This is a genomic window from Acidovorax sp. sif1233 (assembly GCF_019218755.1).
Classification (GTDB): domain Bacteria; phylum Pseudomonadota; class Gammaproteobacteria; order Burkholderiales; family Burkholderiaceae_C; genus Acidovorax.
In genome coordinates this window covers 1-19,634 of record NZ_JAHUWZ010000007.1, presented here as the reverse complement: position 1 = coordinate 19,634, position 19,634 = coordinate 1, and the positions used below count along the sequence as shown (strand labels likewise).

18 protein-coding genes, 1 pseudogene and 1 riboswitch are annotated in these 19,634 nt (G+C 69.1%); of the genes and pseudogenes, 7 read left to right on the top strand and 12 right to left on the bottom strand.

The annotated features are described in order from the left end of the window. Window positions 1-186: 186 nt before the first annotated feature. Window positions 187-999: a 2-oxo-tetronate isomerase gene (gene otnI / locus KW843_RS20615; protein WP_218297029.1), complete on the bottom strand. Its 813-nt coding sequence runs from the start codon at window positions 997-999 to the stop codon at window positions 187-189. Window positions 1,000-1,164: 165 nt separating this feature from the next. Here otnI and KW843_RS20610 point away from each other — a divergent pair, with 165 nt between their 5' ends. Together KW843_RS20610 and KW843_RS20605 are read left to right on the top strand one after the other, a co-directional pair. Next, a complete protein-coding gene (locus KW843_RS20610; protein ID WP_218297028.1) occupies window positions 1,165-1,629 on the top strand; it encodes a MerR family transcriptional regulator in 465 nt (154 codons plus the stop codon). 76 nt (window positions 1,630-1,705) lie between these two features. Continuing rightward, the gene (locus KW843_RS20605; RefSeq protein ID WP_218297027.1) at window positions 1,706-2,341 is read left to right on the top strand and encodes an NAD(P)H-dependent oxidoreductase; all 636 of its coding nucleotides are present in this window, start codon (window positions 1,706-1,708) and stop codon (window positions 2,339-2,341) included. A 15-nt stretch (window positions 2,342-2,356) separates the two neighbouring features. Here the strand turns inward: KW843_RS20605 and KW843_RS20600 are convergent, their stop codons facing one another. Next, window positions 2,357-2,962 carry a DJ-1/PfpI family protein gene (locus tag KW843_RS20600; RefSeq protein ID WP_218297026.1) on the bottom strand — a complete coding sequence of 202 codons (606 nt, stop codon included), beginning with the start codon at window positions 2,960-2,962 and terminating at the stop codon, window positions 2,357-2,359. A gap of 117 nt (window positions 2,963-3,079) precedes the next feature. Between KW843_RS20600 and KW843_RS20595 the strand changes: the two genes are divergently transcribed. Then, the gene (locus tag KW843_RS20595) at window positions 3,080-4,414 is read left to right on the top strand and encodes a PLP-dependent aminotransferase family protein (protein ID WP_218297025.1); all 1,335 of its coding nucleotides are present in this window, start codon (window positions 3,080-3,082) and stop codon (window positions 4,412-4,414) included. Window positions 4,415-4,466: 52 nt separating this feature from the next. Here the strand turns inward: KW843_RS20595 and KW843_RS20590 are convergent, their stop codons facing one another. The 4 genes from KW843_RS20590 to KW843_RS20575 form a co-directional block, all read right to left on the bottom strand. Continuing rightward, window positions 4,467-5,597 (bottom strand): glycerophosphodiester phosphodiesterase, encoded by a 1,131-nt coding sequence (locus KW843_RS20590; protein ID WP_218297024.1) that lies wholly within the window; start codon window positions 5,595-5,597, stop codon window positions 4,467-4,469. Between the two features lie 83 nt (window positions 5,598-5,680). Continuing rightward, window positions 5,681-6,265 (bottom strand): methionine biosynthesis protein MetW, encoded by a 585-nt coding sequence (gene metW / locus KW843_RS20585; protein WP_010464865.1) that lies wholly within the window; start codon window positions 6,263-6,265, stop codon window positions 5,681-5,683. Next, entirely contained in the window at window positions 6,262-7,392 is a 1,131-nt protein-coding gene (locus tag KW843_RS20580) for a homoserine O-acetyltransferase (RefSeq protein ID WP_218297023.1), read from the bottom strand. The genes metW and KW843_RS20580 overlap by 4 nt, the downstream gene beginning before the upstream one ends. Window positions 7,393-7,642: 250 nt before the next feature. After that, window positions 7,643-8,209 (bottom strand): TMEM165/GDT1 family protein, encoded by a 567-nt coding sequence (locus KW843_RS20575; RefSeq protein WP_218297022.1) that lies wholly within the window; start codon window positions 8,207-8,209, stop codon window positions 7,643-7,645. Window positions 8,210-8,229: 20 nt separating this feature from the next. Then, window positions 8,230-8,406: riboswitch (yybP-ykoY riboswitch) on the bottom strand. A gap of 296 nt (window positions 8,407-8,702) precedes the next feature. On the opposite strand from KW843_RS20575, the gene KW843_RS20570 reads away from it, so the two are divergent. Beyond that, window positions 8,703-9,095, top strand: coding sequence for an RNA-binding protein (locus KW843_RS20570; protein ID WP_218297021.1), 393 nt, complete (start codon window positions 8,703-8,705; stop codon window positions 9,093-9,095). Window positions 9,096-9,366: 271 nt separating this feature from the next. Then, the gene (locus KW843_RS20565) at window positions 9,367-9,897 is read left to right on the top strand and encodes an RNA-binding protein (RefSeq protein WP_218297020.1); all 531 of its coding nucleotides are present in this window, start codon (window positions 9,367-9,369) and stop codon (window positions 9,895-9,897) included. Between the two features lie 101 nt (window positions 9,898-9,998). Here the strand turns inward: KW843_RS20565 and KW843_RS20560 are convergent, their stop codons facing one another. The 4 genes from KW843_RS20560 to KW843_RS20545 all read right to left on the bottom strand — a co-directional run bounded on the left by KW843_RS20560 (window position 9,999) and on the right by KW843_RS20545 (window position 13,098). Then, entirely contained in the window at window positions 9,999-10,781 is a 783-nt protein-coding gene (locus tag KW843_RS20560) for an SDR family oxidoreductase (protein ID WP_218297019.1), read from the bottom strand. 37 nt (window positions 10,782-10,818) lie between these two features. After that, window positions 10,819-11,445 (bottom strand): LPS export ABC transporter periplasmic protein LptC, encoded by a 627-nt coding sequence (lptC, locus tag KW843_RS20555; protein WP_218297018.1) that lies wholly within the window; start codon window positions 11,443-11,445, stop codon window positions 10,819-10,821. 64 nt (window positions 11,446-11,509) lie between these two features. After that, a complete protein-coding gene (locus tag KW843_RS20550; protein WP_255590959.1) occupies window positions 11,510-12,097 on the bottom strand; it encodes an HAD family hydrolase in 588 nt (195 codons plus the stop codon). Beyond that, window positions 12,097-13,098 carry an SIS domain-containing protein gene (locus KW843_RS20545; RefSeq protein ID WP_218297017.1) on the bottom strand — a complete coding sequence of 334 codons (1,002 nt, stop codon included), beginning with the start codon at window positions 13,096-13,098 and terminating at the stop codon, window positions 12,097-12,099. Before KW843_RS20545 ends, KW843_RS20550 begins: the two co-directional genes overlap by 1 nt. 124 nt (window positions 13,099-13,222) lie before the next feature. Between KW843_RS20545 and KW843_RS20540 the strand changes: the two genes are divergently transcribed. After that, on the top strand, window positions 13,223-15,208 hold the full coding sequence (locus KW843_RS20540; protein ID WP_218297016.1) for a monovalent cation:proton antiporter family protein: 1,986 nt from the start codon (window positions 13,223-13,225) through the stop codon (window positions 15,206-15,208). A 252-nt stretch (window positions 15,209-15,460) separates the two neighbouring features. Here KW843_RS20540 and KW843_RS20535 read toward each other — a convergent pair whose 3' ends face one another. Next, window positions 15,461-18,514, bottom strand: a complete 3,054-nt coding sequence (locus tag KW843_RS20535; RefSeq protein WP_218297015.1) for an EAL domain-containing protein — start codon at window positions 18,512-18,514, stop codon at window positions 15,461-15,463. A 177-nt stretch (window positions 18,515-18,691) separates the two neighbouring features. On the opposite strand from KW843_RS20535, the gene KW843_RS20530 reads away from it, so the two are divergent. Continuing rightward, window positions 18,692-19,246 (top strand): adenine phosphoribosyltransferase, encoded by a 555-nt coding sequence (locus tag KW843_RS20530; RefSeq protein ID WP_218297014.1) that lies wholly within the window; start codon window positions 18,692-18,694, stop codon window positions 19,244-19,246. Window positions 19,247-19,343: 97 nt separating this feature from the next. Here the strand turns inward: KW843_RS20530 and KW843_RS20525 are convergent. Then, window positions 19,344-19,634, bottom strand: a pseudogene (locus KW843_RS20525) (hypothetical protein); the annotation flags it as partial.

Sequence of the window (19,634 nt, the reverse complement as noted above, 5' to 3'; positions counted from 1 at the left end):
GCCGGCTGGGCCGGTCTCAGAAAGGGTTCTCAAACGCCTGAGAACACGCTGCTTCACTCTAAGTCCGGAGGCTTGTTACATTTATTCACGCATTCCCTTACGCAAAGCTGCGTACCTCGACGCGGCCCGTGCATGGACCATAGCGTGCGAAACGGGGCGCCCCCCGGGGGGATGGCCCAACGCGGATCAGGGGGTCTTCCCCTTCATCCAGCCCAGGCCTTGCGAGGTGCCGGCCGCCGGCCGGTATTCGCAGCCGACCCAGCCGCGGTAGCCCAGGGCATCGATGGTGTCGAAGAGGTAGGGGTAATTCAGCTCGCCGGTGTCGGGCTCGTGGCGGCCGGGCACGCCGGCGATCTGGATGTGCGAGACGCGGCCCGTGGGCAGGTAGCGCCGCAGCTTGGCGGCCAGGTCCCCTTCCACGATCTGGCAGTGGTACAGGTCCATCTGCACCTTGAGGTTGTCGGCCTGCACCGCATCCAGCAGCTCGTGGGCATGGTCCTGCCGGTTCAGGAAGTAGCGCGGCATGTCGCGCAGGTTGATGGGCTCGATGAGGATCTCGCGCCCGGCCCGCGCGGCCTGCGCTGCCGCCCAGCGCAGGTTGCCCGCGCACAGGTCCTTGAGCGATTCGCGCTCGACGCCCGGCGGCACGGTGCCCGAGAGCACATGGATGCGCGGGCAGCCCAGCACCTCGGCATGACGCAGGGCTTCCTCGACTCCCGCGCGGAACTCTGCCTCGCGCCCCGGCAGCGCGGCCGTGCCGCGTGCGCCGTGTTCCCAGGCGGCGGCCATGCCGGCGCGGTCGGTACCGCCCGCCGGGGCGTTGAACAGCACTAGCTGCAGGCCGCTGTCCTGCAGCCGCGCGGCCACCTCGGCGGGCGCGAACGCGTACGGAAACTGGAACTCCACGGCGGTGAACCGGTCGCGCGCGGCGGCCTCGAAGCGCTGCAGGAACGGCAGCTCGGTGTACATCAGGCTCAGGTTGGCGGCAAACTGTGGCATGGCAGGCGGTGGAGGGCGTCGGGACCCGGCAGCTTATCGCGCGGCATGGGGGCCTGGGCGCACCGCTGCGAAGCAATAGGCTCAAAACAGCCCCTGGCGCTACATGGACAAGCGCGAACAGCTATATATTCAATAGCAGCCTGACGGTACACCAAGGACACACGCATGCGCATTGGAGAACTCGCCCGACGCACCGGCACCACCCCCAAGGCCATCCGCCTGTACGAGGGGCGAGGCCTGCTGGGCACCGTGGCGCGCAACGGCAGCTACCGCCAGTACGGCGAGGCCGATGTGGCCCAGGTGCGGCTGATCCGCCAGGCCCAGGCCCTGGGTTTTCGGCTGTCGGAACTCGACGGCCTGGACCAGATGCACACCGCCGAGGGCGGGGACCGCATGGCGCAGCGGGTGGCGGCCCGGCGGGTGGCGGTGGCGCAGGAGCTGCTGCGGCTGCAGGCGCTCGATGCCGAACTGGCGCAGCTGCAGGCGCAACTGCATGCCTGCGACGGCATGGCCGTGCCCGCCACGGCGCAGGCCTGCGCCGTGGCCGCGCCGGTTCCGCCCGCGGCCCGCGACGCCCGGCAATTCACCGCCCCGGTGGCGCGGGGCGCGCCGCATCGCGCGCCGGCTTGATCCAGCTGCTTGACTCTGCCCCGTGGGGCAAGGTGACCATGGCGCCATCGACAACAACGTGTGTGATGGAGGTTCTGTGGCACAACAACGCATTCTGGTCATCCTGGGCCACCCGGCGCCCGCCAGCCTGTGCGCGGGCATGGCCCGCGCCTATGCCGAAGGGGCGCTGGACGCGGGCGCCGAGGTGCGGTTCCTGGACGTGGGGCAGCTGGCGTTCGATCCGCTGTTCCTGGGCTACGGCGCCGCGCAGCCCCTGGAGCCCGATCTGGCCGCCGCACAGGCCGACATCCGCTGGGCCGGACACCTCGTGTGGGTCTACCCCATCTGGTGGGGCGCGATGCCCGCGCTGCTCAAGGGTTTCATCGACCGCACCTTCCTGCCCGGCTACGCGTTCAAGTACCGCGCCGGCTCGCCGCTGTGGGACAGGCTGCTGGCAGGGCGCTCGGGCGAACTGCTGGTGACCATGGATTCACCGCCCTGGTACTTCCGCTGGGTCACGCGCATGCCGGGGCATCACCAGATGAAGAAGGCCATCCTGGAGTATTGCGGCATCCGGCCCGTGCGGGTGCACAGCTTCGGGCCGGTGCGCACCGCCAGCAAGGAGCGGTTGGCGGGCTGGGTGGCGCACGCGCGGGACCTGGGGCGGCGCAGGGGCGCGAAACCCGGCACCGCGAGCGCCAGCCCCGCGCCGCAGGCCCCCGCATCGCCCTGACGCCGCGGCGCCCGTTCAGGCCAGGGCCAGGTACTTTTCAAGGTGGCCCATGGCGCGGGCCACGTACGCCTCCTTCTCGCCAACCGGGGCCACGTAGTGAAGCGCGCTTTCCGCGGCCTCCACGCCTTCCAGCCGGGCGATCACCCACGCGGCCAGGTACGGCGCGGCCAGGCAGCCACCGGCCGTGGCGATGTTGCCGTGCGCGACCAGGGGCTGGTTCAGCACCGTGACCCCGGCCTCTTGCACCCAGGGCCTCGTGGTCAGGTCGGTGCAGGCGGGCACGCCGCCGAGCAGGCCCAGGCGGGCCAGCACCAGCGTGCCCGAACACTGGGCGCCCAGCAACTGGCGGGCGGGGTCGAAGTCCATCTGCGCCATCAGGGATGCGTCGTTCACCACCTCGCGCGTCTGCATGCCGCTGCCCACCAGCACGGCATCGGCCGTGCGGGCCCAGGACAGCGGCGCCTGCGCCTCCACCACCACGCCGTTCATGGACCGCACCCGGGGCGCGGGGCAGGCCAGGCACACCTGCCAGCCCGGCTTCTTCACCCGGTTGAGAACACCCAGGGCGATGAGCGAGTCCAGCTCGTTAAAACCTTCGAACGTCAGTATGGCAATGCGCATGGCGCTTCTCCTGGCGGGAAAACGGCCCCCGCCGGCGGTGGATGAACAGTGGAACCCATGGTATCGGCGGTGTTCAATACAATCAAAAAATTGTCATGAATACACTGCGGAGGCGCCATGGGCCAGGTCCGGTACAAGCAGGTGGTGGATGCGCTGGCCACCGACATCCGCGCGGGCCGGCTGCGGCCCGGCACCCGCCTGCCCACGCACCGCGCCCTGGCGCAGCGCCACGGCCTGGCGCTGGCCACCGCCAGCCGCGTGTACGCCGAGCTGGAGGCCATTGGCCTGGTGGTGGGCGAAACCGGGCGCGGCACCTTCGTGCGCGATGGCTCCTGCCCGCGCGGCCTGGGCGCCGACCTGGCCACGCCCGCACCCGGCTCGGCGGACTTGTCGTTCAACAGCCCCGGCGTGCCGGGGCAGGCGGACCTGCTGCGCGACGCGCTGCGCAGGCTGGCGGCATCGGGCGACCTGGAATCCCTGCTGCACTACCACCCCTACGGCGGGCGGCCGCACGAGCGCGCCATCGTCGCCCGGCACCTGGCCACCCGCCAGCTGTGGGTGACCGGCGAGCAGGTGCTCATCGTCAACGGCGCGCAGCACGGCATGGCGGTGGCGGCGCTGGGGCTGCTCAGCCCCGGCGACGTGGTGGCGGTGGATGCCCTCACCTACCCCGGTTTTCGCGTGCTGGCCGAGCGCATGCGGCTGGACCTGGCGCCCGTGCCCGTCGGGCCGGGCGGCACGGACCTGGACGCCCTGCAGCGCCTGTGCCAGGCCCGGCCCGTGCGCGCCATCTACACCATGCCCACGCTGCACAACCCGCTGGGCTGCGTGATGGATGCGGGGGCCCGCAAGCGCCTGGTGGCGTTGGCGCGCGCCCACGACCTGCTGGTGCTGGAGGACGCCCCCTACGCCTACCTGGCGGCCGACGCGCCGCCGCCCGTGGCCGCGCTGGCGCCCGAGCGCACGGTCTACCTGTCGAGCCTGTCGAAGAACGTGGCCACGGGCCTGCGCTTTGGTTTTGTCGCGGCCGCGCCGGCGCTGATCGCCCCCATCGAGCGCGCCGTGCGTGCCACCTCCTGGAACACGGCGGGCGTGATCACTGCCATCGCCTGCGGCTGGATCGAGGACGGCACCGTGGCGCGCCTGGAGGCCGAAAAGCGCACCGACGCGGCCCGCCGCCAGGCCATCGCCAGCGAGGCCCTGGCCGGGCTGCCGCTGGTGCGGCACCCGCATTCGTACTTTGCCTGGCTGCCGCTGGGCGACGACCAGCGTGCGGACCGCGTGGCCGGGGCGCTCGCGCGGCGCGGCGTTGCGGTGTCCACCGCCGAAGGGTTTGCCACCACGGCACACGTGCCGCATGCGCTGCGCCTGGCGCTGGGCTCCATCCCCTGCGAGGACCTGCCACGGGCCCTGGCCGCCGTGAAGGCGGTCGTGGAAAGCGACTCTTCCTGAGCGGCATGGCCGCGCCGCGACACGCCGCGCCTTCCGGGGCAGCCGCCCGGCTTCACTGCTTGCCGGCGAACGCCCGCACCGCGGCGCGGCCCACGGCGGGGTCATCGGTAAAGAAGCCGTCGATGCCCGCGCGCAGATACGCCGTGATCTCGGCCGCGCTGTCGCCGCGCGCCGTGCCATCCGCCGCCGGAGCCTTCTTCAGGCCGGCGGGCAGGAAGGCGTTCTCGGGCCGCAGCGTCCAGATGTGCACGGCCAGGCCTTCGGCGCGGGCACGCGCGACCAGCGGCGTGGGTTCGCCGGGCAGGCCGTCCTTCACCGGCACGACCAGGGTCTTGAAAGGGCCGATGGCATTGGCATACGTGGCCACCTGCTTCAGGCCTTCGGGCGTGATCAGGTCGGCATAACCGCGCGCATTGGCCGCGCCCTGGGCCACAAAGTCATACGGCCGGCCCGAGGGAGCCACCAGCTGCACCAGGCGCACGCTGCTGAGCCTGCGGATCGCCTGCAGGTTGGCCACCTCGAACGACTGCACGAACACGGGGGCGTCCTTGTGGTTCCAGCCGTTCTTCTCCAGCACGGCGAGCAGCGGCGCCTCCAGCGGCTGGCCAATGGACTGGAAATAGGTGGGGTGCTTGGTCTCGGGGTAGATGCCGACCACGCGGCCGGTTTTGGCGCTCGCCGCCTTGGCCAGGTCGATCACCTCCTGCAGCGTGGGCACCTCGAACTGGCCGTTGTAGGCCACGTTGGCGGGGCGTTGCGCGGGGATGCGCTCGCGGGCGCGCAGGGTTTTCAGCTCGGCCAGCGTGAAGTCCTCGGTGAACCAGCCGGTGATGGACTGGCCGTCGATGGTCTTGGTGGCCTTGCGGCCCGCGAACTCGGGGCGGTCCACCACGTCGGTGGTGGCTTCCTTCACCGAGCCATCGGCGCCCAGGATGGCAATGGCGTTCTCGTGCCGGGCCACCAGCACGCCGTCCTTGGTGATGACCAGGTCGGGCTCGATGATGTCCGCGCCATCGTCAATGGCCTGCTGGTACGCCGCCAGCGTGTGCTCGGGCCGCAGCGCCGAAGCGCCCCGGTGGGCGATCACGGTGGGAGTGGGCGGCCAGGCCTGGGCCATGGCGCCCAGCGCCCAGGTGGCGAGCAACGCGGCAGCAGTCGTGGCGCGCAGTGCAATGCGTTTCATGCGGGTCTCCTACAAACAGAGCCCGCACCTTAGCCGATGCGCTTGACAGCGGCGTGTCGCCGGGGCGCACACACCCACAAGCGCTACGCGTGTTCGAAGTGGAAGACCGCCGTGCCCGCGCGCGCATTCGGCAGCCAGCGCACCTCCTGCCCATCCTGCAGGCCGAAGGCATCCAGGATGCGCAGGCTGTTCTTGGTGGCCAGCACCTCGAAGTCCTTGTAGGTGCCCACGCGGATGTTGGGCGTGTCGTACCACTGGTAGGGCAGGCGCCGCGTGACGGGCATGCGACCGCGCAGGATGGACAGGCGGTTGGGCCAGTGCGCAAAGTTGGGGAAGGCCACCACGCCCGTGCGGCCCACGCGCGCCGTCTCGCGCAGCATGGTTTCGGCATTGCGCAGGTGCTGCAGCGTATCGAGCTGCAGCACCACGTCGAACGAGTTGTCGCCGAACATGGCCAGGCCCTCGTCGAGGTTGAGCTGGATCACATCGACGCCGCGCTGCACGCAGGCGAGCACGTTGGCATCGTCGATCTCCACGCCGTAGCCGCTGCAGCCGCGCTCGCGCTGCAGGTAGTCGAGCATGGCACCGTTGCCGCAGCCCAGGTCGAGCACGCGCGAGCCGGGGGGCACCAGGCGTGCCAGGGCTTGCATCGCCGCTTTTTCGGTCATGGCTGCAGCTCCTTTGCAATGCTATCGAAGTAAGAGCGCATCACGCCCATGTAGCGGGCGTCATCGAGCAAAAAGGCATCATGCCCGTGGGGCGCGTCGATCTCGGCGTAGCTCACGCTGCGGCGGTTGTCGAGCAGCGCCTTGACGATCTCGCGGCTGCGCTTGGGTGAAAAGCGCCAGTCGGTGGTGAAGCTCACCAGCAGGAAGCGCGCCGTGGCCCGCGCCAGCGCCCGCGTGAGGTTGCCGCCCTGGGTGCGCGCGGGGTCGAAGTAGTCCAGCGCGCGCGTGATCAGCAGGTAGGTGTTGGCATCGAAGTAGTCGCTGAACTTGTCGCCCTGGTAGCGCAGGTAGCTCTCGATCTGGAATTCGATGTCCTGCGTGCTGTACTTGAGTTCCAGGCCCTCGCGCAGCTGCCGCCCGAACTTCTCGTTCATCACGTCGTCGCTCAGGTACGTGATGTGGCCGATCATGCGGGCGATGCGCAGGCCGCGTTTCGGAATCACGCCGTGCCGGTAGAAGTGGCCGCCGTGAAAGTCCGGGTCGGTCACGATGGCGCGGCGGGCCACCTCGTTGAAGGCGATGTTCTCGGCCGTGAGGTTGGGCGCGCTGGCCACCACCACCGCGTGGCGCATGCGCTCGGGGTACTGCAGTGTCCAGGAGAGCGCCTGCATGCCGCCCAGGCTGCCGCCCAGCACGGCGGCGAGCTGCTGGATGCCCAGGCGGTCGAGCAGGCGGGCCTGGGCGTTGACCCAGTCCTCCACCGTGACCACCGGGAAATCCGCGCCGTAGACCTCGCCCGTGTCGGGGTGGTTGTGCATGGGGCCGGTGGAGCCGAAGCACGAGCCCAGGTTGTTCACGCCGATGACGAAGAAGCGGTCGGTGTCCACGGGCTTGCCCGGGCCGATCATGTTGTCCCACCAGCCTTCGCTCTTGTCCTGCCCCGCGTAGACGCCGGCCACGTGGTGCGAGGCGTTGAGCGCGTGGCACACGAGCACGGCATTGGAGCGGTCGGCGTTGAGCGTGCCGTAGGTCTCGTAGGCCAGGTGGTAGTCGCGGATGGACGCACCGCTTTGCAGCGGCAGCACCTCCGCAAAGTGCATGGTCTGAGGTGTTGCGATGAACGACATAGTTGGAACTGGTGAGCCCTCATGTTCCACCGCTTGCGCGCGCCGCTGCTCCACAAACAAGGAAGCCGCCCTGGCCTGGAGCGCCGCCCCAGGACAAAAAAACCCGGCGTCGCTAAAAACGAGGCCGGGTACATAGGTCGGACGGGTCTTTAGCAGGATTTATAAAGCGCCCGCAAGCTGTGGCAAATCGGCGCGTCTGGCAAATATACCAAAAGCGCCTGCGGATGGCTCCTGCTTTTCGCAGCCTCCCTCAGCCGACCGGCGTGAAGATGGCCAGCAGCCCCAGCACCAGGAAGATCACGGCAGACACGATGTGCACCGCGCGGATCGGCACCCGGCGGGTGATGCGCTCGCCCAGCCACACCACGGGCGCGTTGGCGATCATCATGCCCAGCGTGGTGCCGGCCACCACCCACAGGTAGGCGTTGTACTGCGCGGCCAGCATGACGGTGGCGATCTGCGTCTTGTCGCCCATCTCGGCCAGGAAGAACGCGATCAGCGTGGTGCCGAACACCCCCCAGCGCGGCGAGCCGTCGGCCTCGCCTTCGTCAAGCTTGTCGGGGATCAGCATCCAGATGGCCATCGCGATGAACGATGCCCCCAGGATCCAGCGCAGGATCTGCGGCCCCACGAACGTCGTCACCCACGAGCCCACTGCGCCGGCCAGGCCATGGTTGACCAGCGTGGCCACCAGGATACCGAGGACGATGGGCCAGGGTTTGCGAAAGCGTGCGGCGAGCACGAGCGCCAGAAGCTGCGTCTTGTCGCCCATTTCGGCGAGCGCGACGATGGCGGTGGAGATGAAAAACGGTTCCATGTGGGGGTCCTGTCCGGCCGGATGTTGTTCGAAACGCATTGACTGCACCCCGACTCCGGCCATTTGGATCGGCATGCAGTCAATGGTCTCGCCCAGCTAGAAAACCGCATACGCCATAGGTCCACCGGACCCAAGTTTGTTGACGCATGCCCCCGGCGCATTGCGCACCGGGCGGGCTACTCCCCAAAGACCCGCGTATTTTACCCTGCGCCAGCCTGGCGGGGGTGCCCCGGCCATGACCGCCTGTCTTTTTTCCTCGGGAAAACCCTTCCACGCACGCGTGAAAACCCCTGATTTGTGCACGACGGGCGGCTTTCCCCAGAAATAAAACCCCACGCGCCACATAAAGTGATTAATAATGGGTTCGCTTTTCTGCTTGCAGGAGAGCAGTTAGCTTAGCGGTGAATGGTCAGTTTCGCGTCTTTGAAGTCGTCACAGGTTTGTTGATTGCGTCGGGCTCCATCGCGTTTTCATGTTTTTTCAGGAGTCCTTCATGGGCAACAAACTTTACGTGGGCAACCTGCCCTACTCTTTCCGCGACGAAGATCTGCAGCAGACCTTCAGCCAGTACGGCTCGGTTGGCAGCGCCAAGGTCATGATGGAGCGCGACACCGGCCGCTCCAAGGGTTTCGGCTTTGTCGAAATGGGCAGCGATGCAGAAGCCCAAGCCGCCATCCAAGGCGTGCATGGCCAAAACTTCGGCGGCCGTGACCTCGTGGTCAATGAAGCCCGCCCCATGGAGCCCCGTGCTCCCCGTAGCGGCGGCTTCGGCGGCGGCAACGGTGGTGGCGGCGGCTACGGCGGTGGTGGCGGCGGCGGTTACGGCGGTGGCCGTAGCGGCGGCGGCGGTGGTGGTGGTTACGGCGGTGGCCGTAGCAGCTACTAAAAAGACCTCATCGGCAGACCTCGCGGCCTGCCGAAGGCAAGACAAAGGAGCCCCAGGGCTCCTTTTTTCATGGCCGCGCGGTATCGCCACCACAGTCGGCATCACCGCTTGCTTTTTCGGCAAAAGTGTGGCGCATAATGGGTTGGCGGGTGCAACCCGTTTCCAAGTTTGCGGTGATCCGTCAGTTTCGCGCTGAGAGCGTCATTGAGATTAGCTGGCTGCGTTTTCGGGACTCCATCGCTTTATCCATGTGTTTTTGAGGAGTCCCTCGATGGGCAACAAACTGTACGTCGGCAACCTGCCGTACTCGGTGCGCGACAGCGATCTGGAACAGGCCTTCGGCCAATTCGGCGCAGTGACCAGCGCCAAGGTCATGATGGAGCGCGACACGGGTCGATCCAAGGGCTTTGGCTTCGTGGAAATGGGCAGCGACGCAGAAGCCCAGGCCGCGATCAACGGCATGAATGGCCAGCCCCTGGGCGGCCGCAGCATCGTCGTGAATGAAGCGCGCCCCATGGAGCCCCGCCCACCCCGCAGCGGTGGATTTGGCGGCGGTGGCGGCGGCTACGGCGGCGGTGGTGGCCGCAGCGGTGGTGGTGGCGGCTACGGCGGTGGCCGTGAAGGCGGCGGTGGTGGCTATGGCGGCGGCCGCGAGGGTGGCGGCGGCGGCGGTTACGGCGGTGGCGGCCGCAGCGAAGGTGGATTCCGCAGCCCCTACGGCTCCGGTTCCCGCAACGGCGGCGGTGGTGGCCGCAACGGCGGCGGTGGCGGCTATGGCGGTGGCGGCGGCAGCAGCTACTGAAGAAGCACCCTGCCGTGGAGTTGTCCTGGCAAGGCCAAAGCCCCTTCGGGGGCTTTTTTCATGGGCGGGCGGCGGCGGCGCCCCGGGGCGGGGCCGGCGCGCTATGTCTGCTCGTCCTGGCGCCGCTTGCGGGGGCGGCCTGACAGCAGCTTGTCGAAAAGCACGTTCGGCAGGAGCCGCAGCACCTTGGCGACCACCCCCATCTGCCACGGGATGACCCGGTAGCTCACGCCCTGGGTGATGGCCCGGTAGGCATGGTCCGCGAAATCACCGGCCTGCATCAGAAACGGCATGCTGTAGCGGTTCTGGCGCGTGAGCGGCGTGTCGATGTAGCCCGGCGAAATGGTGACCACGCGCACGCCGTGCGGGCGCATTTCCCCGCGCAGGCTTTCGCAATAGCTGATGACGGCGGCCTTGCTGGCGCAGTAGGCGCCGTGACCGGGCAGGCCCCGGATGCCCGCCACGCTGCCAATGCCCACCAGGGTGCCGCTGCCCCGCTGCGCCATGGCGTCAACAAAGGGGTGGAAGGTGGCCGCCACGCCGATGTTGTTGGTGGCAAAGGTGCGCGCCATCACTTCGAGGTCATCACGCACGGCCGTGTCCATGCCCACGCTGATGCCGGCATTGGCGATGACCACGTCCGGCACTCCCTGGCGCGCGACACAGTCGCGGCCCGCCGCAACGATGCTGTCGGTGACCGCCACGTCTGCGCTATAAATTTCGTAGCCATCCGCGCTTATCCCTTGTGCGTCAGCCCATGTTTTCACCTCGGATGTCCGGCGCGCCGCCAGCGCCAGGCGGTAGCCCGAGCGATGGAAACGCAGGGCCAGCGCCTGCCCAATGCCGCTGGACGCTCCGGTGATGAAGACAAGGGGAGTGGTCATGGGGGGCTCCGGGCAGGGACAGGGGTGGGCTCGGCGGCTAGGGCTTGGCCGTGCCGGGCTGGAGCACGCCGCGCACGCGCCCGCGCAGTTGCAGCACCTGGTCGAGGTTGTCGTAGTCCATGCCGTCGGCGGTGAAGCGATCGTTGCCGCGCGTGAGGGTGACGGGCTTGTCCGAGCGCACACGCTCCGTGCTGGTGTAGGCGTGCAGGAATTCGCTGCGGAACTCGAGCCGCGGCTGCGCCGGCGTCCCCGGCCTGGCGGCCAGGGGCTCGCGCGTGACGATGGCGTTGCCGAACAGCTGGACCTCCGAACCATCGGCGTTGGTCAGGGCGCGGTCCGCCGTGGCCACGGTGAGGCGCCCGGCGGGCGTGACCGAGCGCATGCGCGCCTTGTCGATCTCCAGCGTGTCGGTGTCGGGGTAGTGCCGCGCCTCCGCGCCCTGCACTTCGCTCTGCAGCCGCCCCGCGGCGTCAAAGCTCTTCACCGAGAAGGATTTCATGAAGTAGTCTGGCTGGTGCCCCTGCTGGCGTTCGGCGGCGGGCAGCAGGGGCATGGGCGCGTTGCGCACCAGCCACCAGGTGCCCAGCGCCAGCAGGCCCATGAGCACGACGGGCAGGTACAGCGAGAACTGGTCCCAGCCCTGGCGGATCACGTTGCGCGTCATGGGGCCGCCTCCGGGCCGGGGGCGCCAGCCTGGCCCGTGGTCCATGGGTACGGGGCGGGCCGGGTCATGCGGTGTATTCCGCCAGCAGCGCGGCGTAGCGGCCCGTGGCCACCAGCAGCAGGTCGCACAGCTCCCGCGCGGCGCCGTCGCCTCCCCGGGCCTGGGTCACGAAATGGGCCGCCTGGCGCACTTCGGCCTGGGCATTGGCCGGCGCGCACGCAAAGGCGCTGCGGCGCATGACGGGCAGGTCGGGCCAGTCGTCCCCCATCGCGGCGGCGTCGGACCAGCCCAGCCCCAGGGTGGCCAGGATCTGCTCGGCGGCCGGGCGTTTGTCCTCGGTGCCGAAGACGGCGTGCTCCACGCCCAGGGCCTTCAGGCGCACGCGCAGGGGCAGGGAGTCGCGCCCCGTGATCACCACGGGGGTGATGCCCGCCTTTTGCAGCAGCTTGAGCCCGTGCCCATCCAGGGTGTTGAAGCGCTTGAGGGTCTCGCCCGATTCGCTGATGTACAGGCCGCCGTCGGTCAGCACGCCGTCGACATCGAAGAAGGCGACGCGCACGCCCTGGGCCCGCAGCAGCAGCTCGGGATCGATCTGCAGCGCGGGCGCGGCATCGGGCAGGAAGGAGGAGGAGGAAGAGGGGCCCGCCACCATCAGATCACCTTGGCGCGCATGAGGTCGCCGATGTGCACGACCCCGGTGAGCACGCCCGCGGCATCCACCACCAGCACGCTGGTGATGGCATGGGCCTCCATCATTTCCGCGGCATCCACCGCCAGCGCATCCGGCGCGATGCGGCGCGGGCTGGGGTGCATCACCTGCTCGGCCGTGGCGGTGCGCAGATCGGCCCCCGCCTCGATGCGGCGGCGCAGGTCGCCGTCGGTGAAGATGCCCAGCACCTGCCCGGCCGCGTCCACGATGGCCGAGGCGCCCAGCCCCTTGGCGCTCATCTCGCGCATGAGGTCGCTGAAGGCGGCGCCGGGCGCCACTTTCGGGATTTCCGCCCCTGTCCGCATGACGTCGCTCACATGGGTGAGCAGCTTGCGCCCCAGCGCACCGCCAGGGTGCGAACGGGCAAAGTCTTCGGGGCGGAAGCCCCGGGCATCGAGCAGCGCCACGGCCAGGGCGTCGCCCATGGCCAGCTGGGCGGTGGTGCTGGCGGTGGGGGCGAGCTGCAACGGGCAGGCTTCTCGTTCCACGCCGCTGTCGAGCACGATGTCCGCATGTTTGGCCAGGGTGGATTGTGGCCGCCCTGTCATCGCAATCAACATGGCTCCCAGGCGTTTGATCACGGGCAGCAGGGTGGTGACTTCATCCACCTCCCCGCTATTGGAGAGCGCCAGCACGATGTCGATGGACTTGATCATGCCAAGGTCGCCGTGACTGGCTTCGGCCGGGTGCACGAACATGGCGGGTGTCCCGGTGGAGGCGAGCGTGGCGGCAATCTTGCGCCCGACATGCCCACTCTTGCCGATGCCCATCACCACCACCCGCCCGCGCACAGTGAGGATCGCCTGCACGGCCTGCGTGAACGACGCGCCAACACGGGTCTTCAGCCCCAGGACGGCCGCAGCCTCGATGTCAAAAGTCTCACGTGCCAGACGCAGGGCCTGATCAGCATCAAAGGGGGGCAGTGCGGCAGGTGCGGGAGTCATCCCGGGATTCTATCGACCGGGCAGGCCCTGGGCGGGCCCTGGATTTATTGTCCCCCTCTGGCACGCCCCGTGCTTCGGACAAGAAGATCGTGAACAGGCTGCTGGCCTCGGATAGCATCGAACCATGTCCTCTCTCGCCCTCACCTTGCTCTACCTGCTGGCCGCGGTGCTGGGCGTGGTGGCCTGCCGCAGCCTCAAGCTGCCCCCCATGCTGGGCTACCTGGCGGCGGGCGTGCTGATCGGGCCGCATGCACTGGCGCTGGCGCAGAACTCGGAAGGGGTGCGCCACCTGGGCGAATTCGGCGTGGTGTTCCTGATGTTCGCCATCGGGCTGGAGTTCAGCCTGCCCAAGCTGCGCGCCATGCGCCGCCAGGTGTTCGGCCTGGGCCTGATGCAGGTGGTGCTGACGATGGCCGTGGTGTCGGGCGCGGCGCTGCTGCTGGCGCGCGTGGCGGGCGGCGTCTGGGAGATGGGCTGGCAGACCGCGCTGGCGCTCTCGGGCGTGATGGCCATGAGCAGCACGGCCATCGTGGTCAAGCTCATGGCCGAACGGGCGGAGCTGGAAAGCGAGCACGGCCGCAGGGTGATGGGCATCCTGCTCTTCCAGGACCTGGCCGTGGTGCCGCTGCTGGTGCTGATTCCCGCGCTGAGCTCGTCCCCGGACCAGCTCCTGACCGCGCTGGCGTGGGCCCTGGTCAAGGCCACGGTGCTGGTGGGCATCCTGCTCACGGGCGGGCAGCGGCTGATGCGCTGGTGGCTGACCCTGGTGGCGCGGCGCAAGAGCGACGAGCTGTTCATGCTCAACCTGCTGCTGATCACCCTGGGCCTGGCCTGGCTCACGGAGCTGGCGGGGCTGAGCCTGGCCCTCGGGGCCTTCATCGCGGGCGTGCTGGTGTCGGAAACCGAGTACCGCCACCAGGTGGGCACGGACATCCGGCCTTTCCACGACGTGCTGCTCGGCCTGTTCTTCATCACCATCGGCATGATGCTGGACTGGCACATCCTGGTGGACCGCTGGGCCCTGGTGCTGGCGCTGCTCACGGTGCCCCTGCTCCTCAAGCTGGTGATCATCCTGGTGCTCGCGCGGGGCATGGGCGCCACGACCGGCGTGGCCCTGCGCACCGGGCTGTACCTGGCCCAGGCGGGCGAATTCGGCTTCGTGCTGCTGTCGCTCACGCAGGCCAACGGGCTGGTGCAGCCGGCGCTGATGAACCCCATCCTGGCGGCCATGGTGCTGTCGATGCTGGCCACGCCGTTCCTCATCATGTATAGCAACCGCATCGTGATGAAGCTGGTGGCCAGCGACTGGCTGCAGCAGTCGCTGCAGATGACGTCCATCGCGCGCAAGTCCATCAACAGCAGCAAGCACGTGATCATCTGCGGCTACGGCCGCTGCGGACAGAACCTGGCGCGCATGCTGGAGCATGAGGGCATCCCCTACATGGCGCTCGACCTGGACCCGGACCGCGTGCGGCAAGCCGCCGCCGCCGGTGATTCGGTGGTGTACGGCGACGCCACCCGCCTGCAGGCGCTGATGGCGGCGGGCCTGGTGCGCGCGAGTGCCGTGGCCATCACCTACATCGACGTGCCCGCCGCGCTGAAGGTGCTGGCCAACGCGCGCTCCCACGCGCCGCAGGTGCCGGTGGTGGTGCGCACGCAGGACGATCTCTACCTGGACAAGCTGCAGGCCGCCGGCGCCACCGAGGTGGTGCCCGAGGCCATCGAGGGCTCGCTGATGCTGGCCAGCCATGCGCTGGCGCTGGTGGGCGTGCCCATGCGCCGCGTGCTGCGCCTGGTGCAGGACCAGCGCGACGCGCGCTACAACCTGCTGCGCGGCTACTTCCACGGCGCGGACGACGACACCGTCAATGAGCGCGACCAGGAACGCCTGTCCACCGTGAACCTGCCCCCCGGCTCCACCGCGCTGGGCAAGAGCCTGGGCCAGCTCGCGCTGTCGGCCATGGGGGTGCGGGTGGTGAACCTGCGCCGCGGCAGCGGCCACATGAGCTCGGCGGTGGACGATGCGCTGCTGGCGGCGGGCGACACGCTGGTGCTCTCGGGTCACCCGGCGGCGCTGATGCTGGCCGAGGACAAGCTGCTGCGCGGGTAGCAGGGTACATCCCCCTGAGGCACTGCGTGCCTTCCCCCTTCTCTCTACGCGCTACGCGCTCCGGGAAGGGGGACAATGCCCTCGCTGCGGGGCGGCCCTTGCCTGGCATCTCTCGCCCGATGCGTGCCAGTGGCTGAGGCTGAGGCTGAGGCTGAGGCTGAGGCTGAGGCTGAGGCTGACGCCAAAATTTGAATTAAATATGGCCCTGGCGCTTATCCATCAAGCGCCAATAGCTATATATTTAATAGCAAACTACAAAAGTTCGGCGGGCCCGGGCCGCCCGAACAGGTAGCCCTGGAAGCGCTTGCAGCCGTTGCGCAGCAGGAAGTCGCGCTGCCCCTCGGTCTCCACCCCTTCGGCCACCACGTCCAGCCCGAGGCTGTGGGCCAGCGCGATGATGGTGCAGGCGATGGTGGCATCGTTGGGGTCGGTGAGCACGTCGCGCACAAAGCTCTGGTCGATCTTGAGCTGGTCCAGCGGCAGGCGCTTGAGGTAAGAGAGCGACGAGTAGCCCGTGCCGAAATCGTCCAGCGAGAACCCCACGCCCTGGGTGCGCAGCGCCTGCATCTTGTGGATGCTCTCCTCCACGTCCTGCAGCAGCAGGCTTTCCGTGAGCTCCAGCTTGAGGCGCGCGGGGTCGGCCCCGCAGTCGCGCAGCACGCTGAGGACTTCCTCCGCGAAGTCGGGCTGCCGGAACTCCTGCGCGCTCACATTCACGGCCACGCTCCAGCCCGCGGTCCCGGGCGCCGCGGTCCACCGCGCCAGCTGGCGGCACGCCATGGCCAGCACCTGGCGCCCCAGGGGCAGGATGAGGCCGGTCTGCTCCGCCAGGGGGATGAAGTCCCCGGGCGGCACCATGCCGCGCAGCGGATGGTTCCAGCGCACCAGCGCCTCGGCGCCCAGCACCCGGCCCGTCTCGTCCACCACCGGCTGGTAGTGCAGCAGGAACTCGTTGCGCGCGAGCCCCTGCCGCAGATCCCCCTCCAGCGCCGACCGCGCGGAGGCCGCCGCCTGCATGGCCGGATCAAAAAAACACAGCGTGTTGCGGCCCTGCGCCTTGGCCTGGTACATGGCCAGATCGGCGCGCTTGAGCAGCTCCTGCACGGGCAGCTGCACATCGCGGAACAGGGCAATGCCAATGCTGGGCGTGCTGTGCACTTCGCTGCCGTGCACCACATAGGGCTGGTTCAGCGCGGCCAGCACCTTCTGGGCCACGGCTTCCGCTTCGGCCGCGGCCGCCTGCGTCTCGGCATCCAGGCCCTGGACCACCACCACGAACTCGTCGCCCCCCAGGCGCGCCACGGTGTCCGTGGCCCGCACGCTGGCGCTGACGCGGCCGCCCACCTGCACCAGCAGCCGGTCGCCCCACTCGTGGCCCATGGTGTCGTTGACGCCCTTGAAGTTGTCCAGATCCAGGAACAGCAAGGCCCCATGGCTGCCCTCGCGGGCGCACATGTTCACCGCGCGCTCCAGCCGGTCCATCAGCAGCCGCCGGTTGGGCAGGCCCGTGAGCTCGTCGTAGAACGCCAGGCGCTGGATCTCCGCCTCGGCCAGCTTGCGCTCGGTGATGTCGCGGGCCACGCCGCGGTAGCCCGTGAACTGGCCCTCTTCATCGAAGATGGGCTCGCCGCTGATCGATACCCAGACGGGTTTTCCGTCTTCGGTCAGGCGCTGCATCTCGAAGTCGTGAAAGACCTCGTGCGCCTCCAGCTGCCTGCGGTGCTCGCGCCACTGGCCATCGCCCACGAAGGTGTTGGGCAGCTCCCAGCGCGTGAGGCCGTAGTGCATCTCGTTGGGCACGCCGGCCTCGTGGTAAGGGTTGCCGTCCAGCCGCACGAAGCGGAACTGCGCGTCCTGCTCCCAGTACCAGTCGGAGGACAGGTGCGTGAGGCTGCGCCAGCGGGACTCGCTCAGGCGCAGGGCTTCCAGGGTGCTCAGGTAGTCGGTGACGTCCGTGAACGTGCGCACGCGGCCGCCCTGCTCCAGGGCGCGCGTGCGCACCTCGATGTAGCGGCCGCCGCGGGTGCGCCGCACGTAGGCGTCGGGCATGGTGAGCCGGCCACCGTGGGAGGAATACTCGGACGCCACGTAGTTGCGCGCCGCGGGCTCTATGAGCTGGAATTCCGCGCCGAAATCCCCCCGCTCGGTCTGGAAACGCACCACTTCCTCGACCTTGGGCTGCGTGGCCAACAGTGCTTCCGGCAGATCCAGCAGCTCCAGATAGCGCCGGTTGTAGACGCGGATCCGCCCTTCGGCATCCACGTTGGTGATGCCCTGCGACACGCTGGCGAGCGTGCCTTCCAGGGCTCGTGTCTTGTCGGCCAGGAGGGCGCTGGTGCGTTCGAGCTCCGCCTCGACCGCGCTGCGCGCCAGCTCGGCGCGGCGGGCCATCTCCAGCTGGCCCACCGTGTTCAGCAGGGGCTGGAGGAACTGCACGTCCGACGCCGAATAGCCCTCGGGCCGGTTTGCCAGGCCGACCATGGCCACCAGTTCCCCCGCCGCGTGGATGGGAAGCCCCAGGTAGGTGCGCAGCGGCGGGTGGCCCCGGGGCGTGCCCACGCCGCGCGTGTCGTGGCTGGCGTCGTTGGAGAGCACCGGCTCGCCGGACACCAGCGCCGCCCCGACCAGGGAGTGCAGGTTGTCGAACACCATGCCTTCCTCGGAATGCTGGGCATAGCGGGCCCTGGAGGCCTCGTCCCAGCTGATGTCGGTCATGGCGTGCACGCGCAGGTAGGGGTGCCCATCCTCGGCGCGCTGCACCTGGCCCACGAGGCCGAAGGCGCTCTGCGTGAGCGACATCAGCTCCTTGAGCAGCGCCTCGAAGGCGGCCCGGGGTCCCGAACTGGCGATGAACATCGCCTGGGCGAGGGAGATGGCCTGCAGCAAGCGGTGCTGGCGGGCCAGCATGGCCTCGGCCGCCAGCCGCGCGCGGGCGCTGGAATTGCGCTCGAGCACCGAGTCGATCTGCGCGGGCAGCGTCAGCAGATAGTCCAGCGCGGGGTCCTGCACCGCGAAGTCGTCGAAGCCATGGCGCATGGCCTGGGCCGCATGGGTTTCCGCCCCCATGCGCACGACGATCATGGCCGGCACGCCGTCGAGCAGCCGCAGCAGGTCGAAGGCCGAGCCATCGACCGTGCGCTGCGCCGCCAATACGATGTCCGGCCTGCTGTGCCCCAGATGTTCCCGCGCATCCGCCAGCGACGCGGCCACGTCCACCCGCCAGCCGGACCACGGGTCCGCGAGCGCGTCGACCACCGCCTGTGCATGGTGGTGATCGCTTTCGATCAGCAGGATGGAGATGGGCATGGCCGATCTGCGGTGTGAAGGGGTGTTCCAGCGTGGCGGTACAGCGGATGTAACAGCGCTGAAACATTATGAGGGTTCGCGGCGCAGGGCGCGGTCCCGATCAACCCTGCTGGATACACTTGCCACGCCTTTCGCCTTCGGGCGCCCCGCGCAATCCTTCATTTCCCCCCCGCAGCCATGCAGCCACTCAGCGTCAACGAATACCTCCGCCAACACATCCGCACCGTGCCCGACTGGCCGGCGCCCGGTGTGCAGTTCCGGGACATCACCCCGCTGCTGCAGGACCCCAAGGTGTTCCGGGTGCTGATCGATGCCTTCGTGCACCGCTACATGGACAAGGCGCTGCGCCCGGATGTGGTCGCCGGGCTGGATGCGCGCGGATTCATCCTGGGCGCCGTGGTGGCCTATGAACTGAACGTGGGCTTCGTGCCCATCCGCAAGAAGGGCAAGCTGCCCTTCACCACGGTCGAGGAAACCTACGAGCTCGAATACGGCAGCGCCACCGTGGAGCTGCACACCGACGCCGTGAAGGCCGGGGACCGCGTGCTGCTCATCGATGACCTCATCGCCACGGGCGGCACGATGATGGCGGGCAGGAAACTGCTGGAGAAGCTGGGCGCCACGGTGACCGAGGGCGCCGCCATCGTGGACCTGCCGGAACTGGGCGGTTCACGGCGCCTGCGCGAGTCCGGGCTGCCGCTGTACACGCTGGTGGACTTCGAGGGCCATTGAGGCGGAGGCGGCAAGGCGGCGGCGCGGCACCACCTTCGGCCCCCCCTTTCGACGACCCGGGGGAATGCAGGACCTTCGGGTCCTGCCCCGGGGGTGTTCAGTTCAGCTCGCCGTACTGGGTGCTGCTCAGGTCGGGTGCGGGGCTGTCGGCACCCGGCATTTCCGTGTCTTCAAAGCCCGTGGGCTGGGCAGGGGGCAGCAGCGGCCCCGAGCGCACCGGCACGCCGGGCTTGGCGGCCGCGGCGGGCACGGCCACGGCGGAAGCCCCGGCCGCCGTGGCCAGGGCGCGTTTGAACGCCGCCACTTCGTCCGCCTCGATGGGCTCGTAGCGCGGGGCGGGGCGGGGCGCCGCGGCCGCCGCAACGACCGGTGGCGGCACCTGCGGAGC

What these genes read in the sequence shown, in the direction of transcription:
- otnI (WP_218297029.1), bottom strand. Translation starts at nt 999, where the DNA reads ATGCCACAGTTTGCCGCCAACCTGAGCCTGATGTACACCGAGCTGCCG.
- KW843_RS20610 (WP_218297028.1), top strand. Translation starts at nt 1,165, where the DNA reads ATGCGCATTGGAGAACTCGCCCGACGCACCGGCACCACCCCCAAGGCC.
- KW843_RS20600 (WP_218297026.1), bottom strand. Translation starts at nt 2,962, where the DNA reads ATGCGCATTGCCATACTGACGTTCGAAGGTTTTAACGAGCTGGACTCG.
- KW843_RS20595 (WP_218297025.1), top strand. Translation starts at nt 3,080, where the DNA reads ATGGGCCAGGTCCGGTACAAGCAGGTGGTGGATGCGCTGGCCACCGAC.
- KW843_RS20590 (WP_218297024.1), bottom strand. Translation starts at nt 5,597, where the DNA reads ATGAAACGCATTGCACTGCGCGCCACGACTGCTGCCGCGTTGCTCGCC.
- metW (WP_010464865.1), bottom strand. Translation starts at nt 6,265, where the DNA reads ATGACCGAAAAAGCGGCGATGCAAGCCCTGGCACGCCTGGTGCCCCCC.
- KW843_RS20580 (WP_218297023.1), bottom strand. Translation starts at nt 7,392, where the DNA reads ATGTCGTTCATCGCAACACCTCAGACCATGCACTTTGCGGAGGTGCTG.
- KW843_RS20575 (WP_218297022.1), bottom strand. Translation starts at nt 8,209, where the DNA reads ATGGAACCGTTTTTCATCTCCACCGCCATCGTCGCGCTCGCCGAAATG.
- KW843_RS20570 (WP_218297021.1), top strand. Translation starts at nt 8,703, where the DNA reads ATGGGCAACAAACTTTACGTGGGCAACCTGCCCTACTCTTTCCGCGAC.
- KW843_RS20565 (WP_218297020.1), top strand. Translation starts at nt 9,367, where the DNA reads ATGGGCAACAAACTGTACGTCGGCAACCTGCCGTACTCGGTGCGCGAC.
- KW843_RS20560 (WP_218297019.1), bottom strand. Translation starts at nt 10,781, where the DNA reads ATGACCACTCCCCTTGTCTTCATCACCGGAGCGTCCAGCGGCATTGGG.
- lptC (WP_218297018.1), bottom strand. Translation starts at nt 11,445, where the DNA reads ATGACGCGCAACGTGATCCGCCAGGGCTGGGACCAGTTCTCGCTGTAC.
- KW843_RS20550 (WP_255590959.1), bottom strand. Translation starts at nt 12,097, where the DNA reads ATGGTGGCGGGCCCCTCTTCCTCCTCCTCCTTCCTGCCCGATGCCGCG.
- KW843_RS20545 (WP_218297017.1), bottom strand. Translation starts at nt 13,098, where the DNA reads ATGACTCCCGCACCTGCCGCACTGCCCCCCTTTGATGCTGATCAGGCC.
- KW843_RS20540 (WP_218297016.1), top strand. Translation starts at nt 13,223, where the DNA reads ATGTCCTCTCTCGCCCTCACCTTGCTCTACCTGCTGGCCGCGGTGCTG.
- KW843_RS20535 (WP_218297015.1), bottom strand. Translation starts at nt 18,514, where the DNA reads ATGCCCATCTCCATCCTGCTGATCGAAAGCGATCACCACCATGCACAG.
- KW843_RS20530 (WP_218297014.1), top strand. Translation starts at nt 18,692, where the DNA reads ATGCAGCCACTCAGCGTCAACGAATACCTCCGCCAACACATCCGCACC.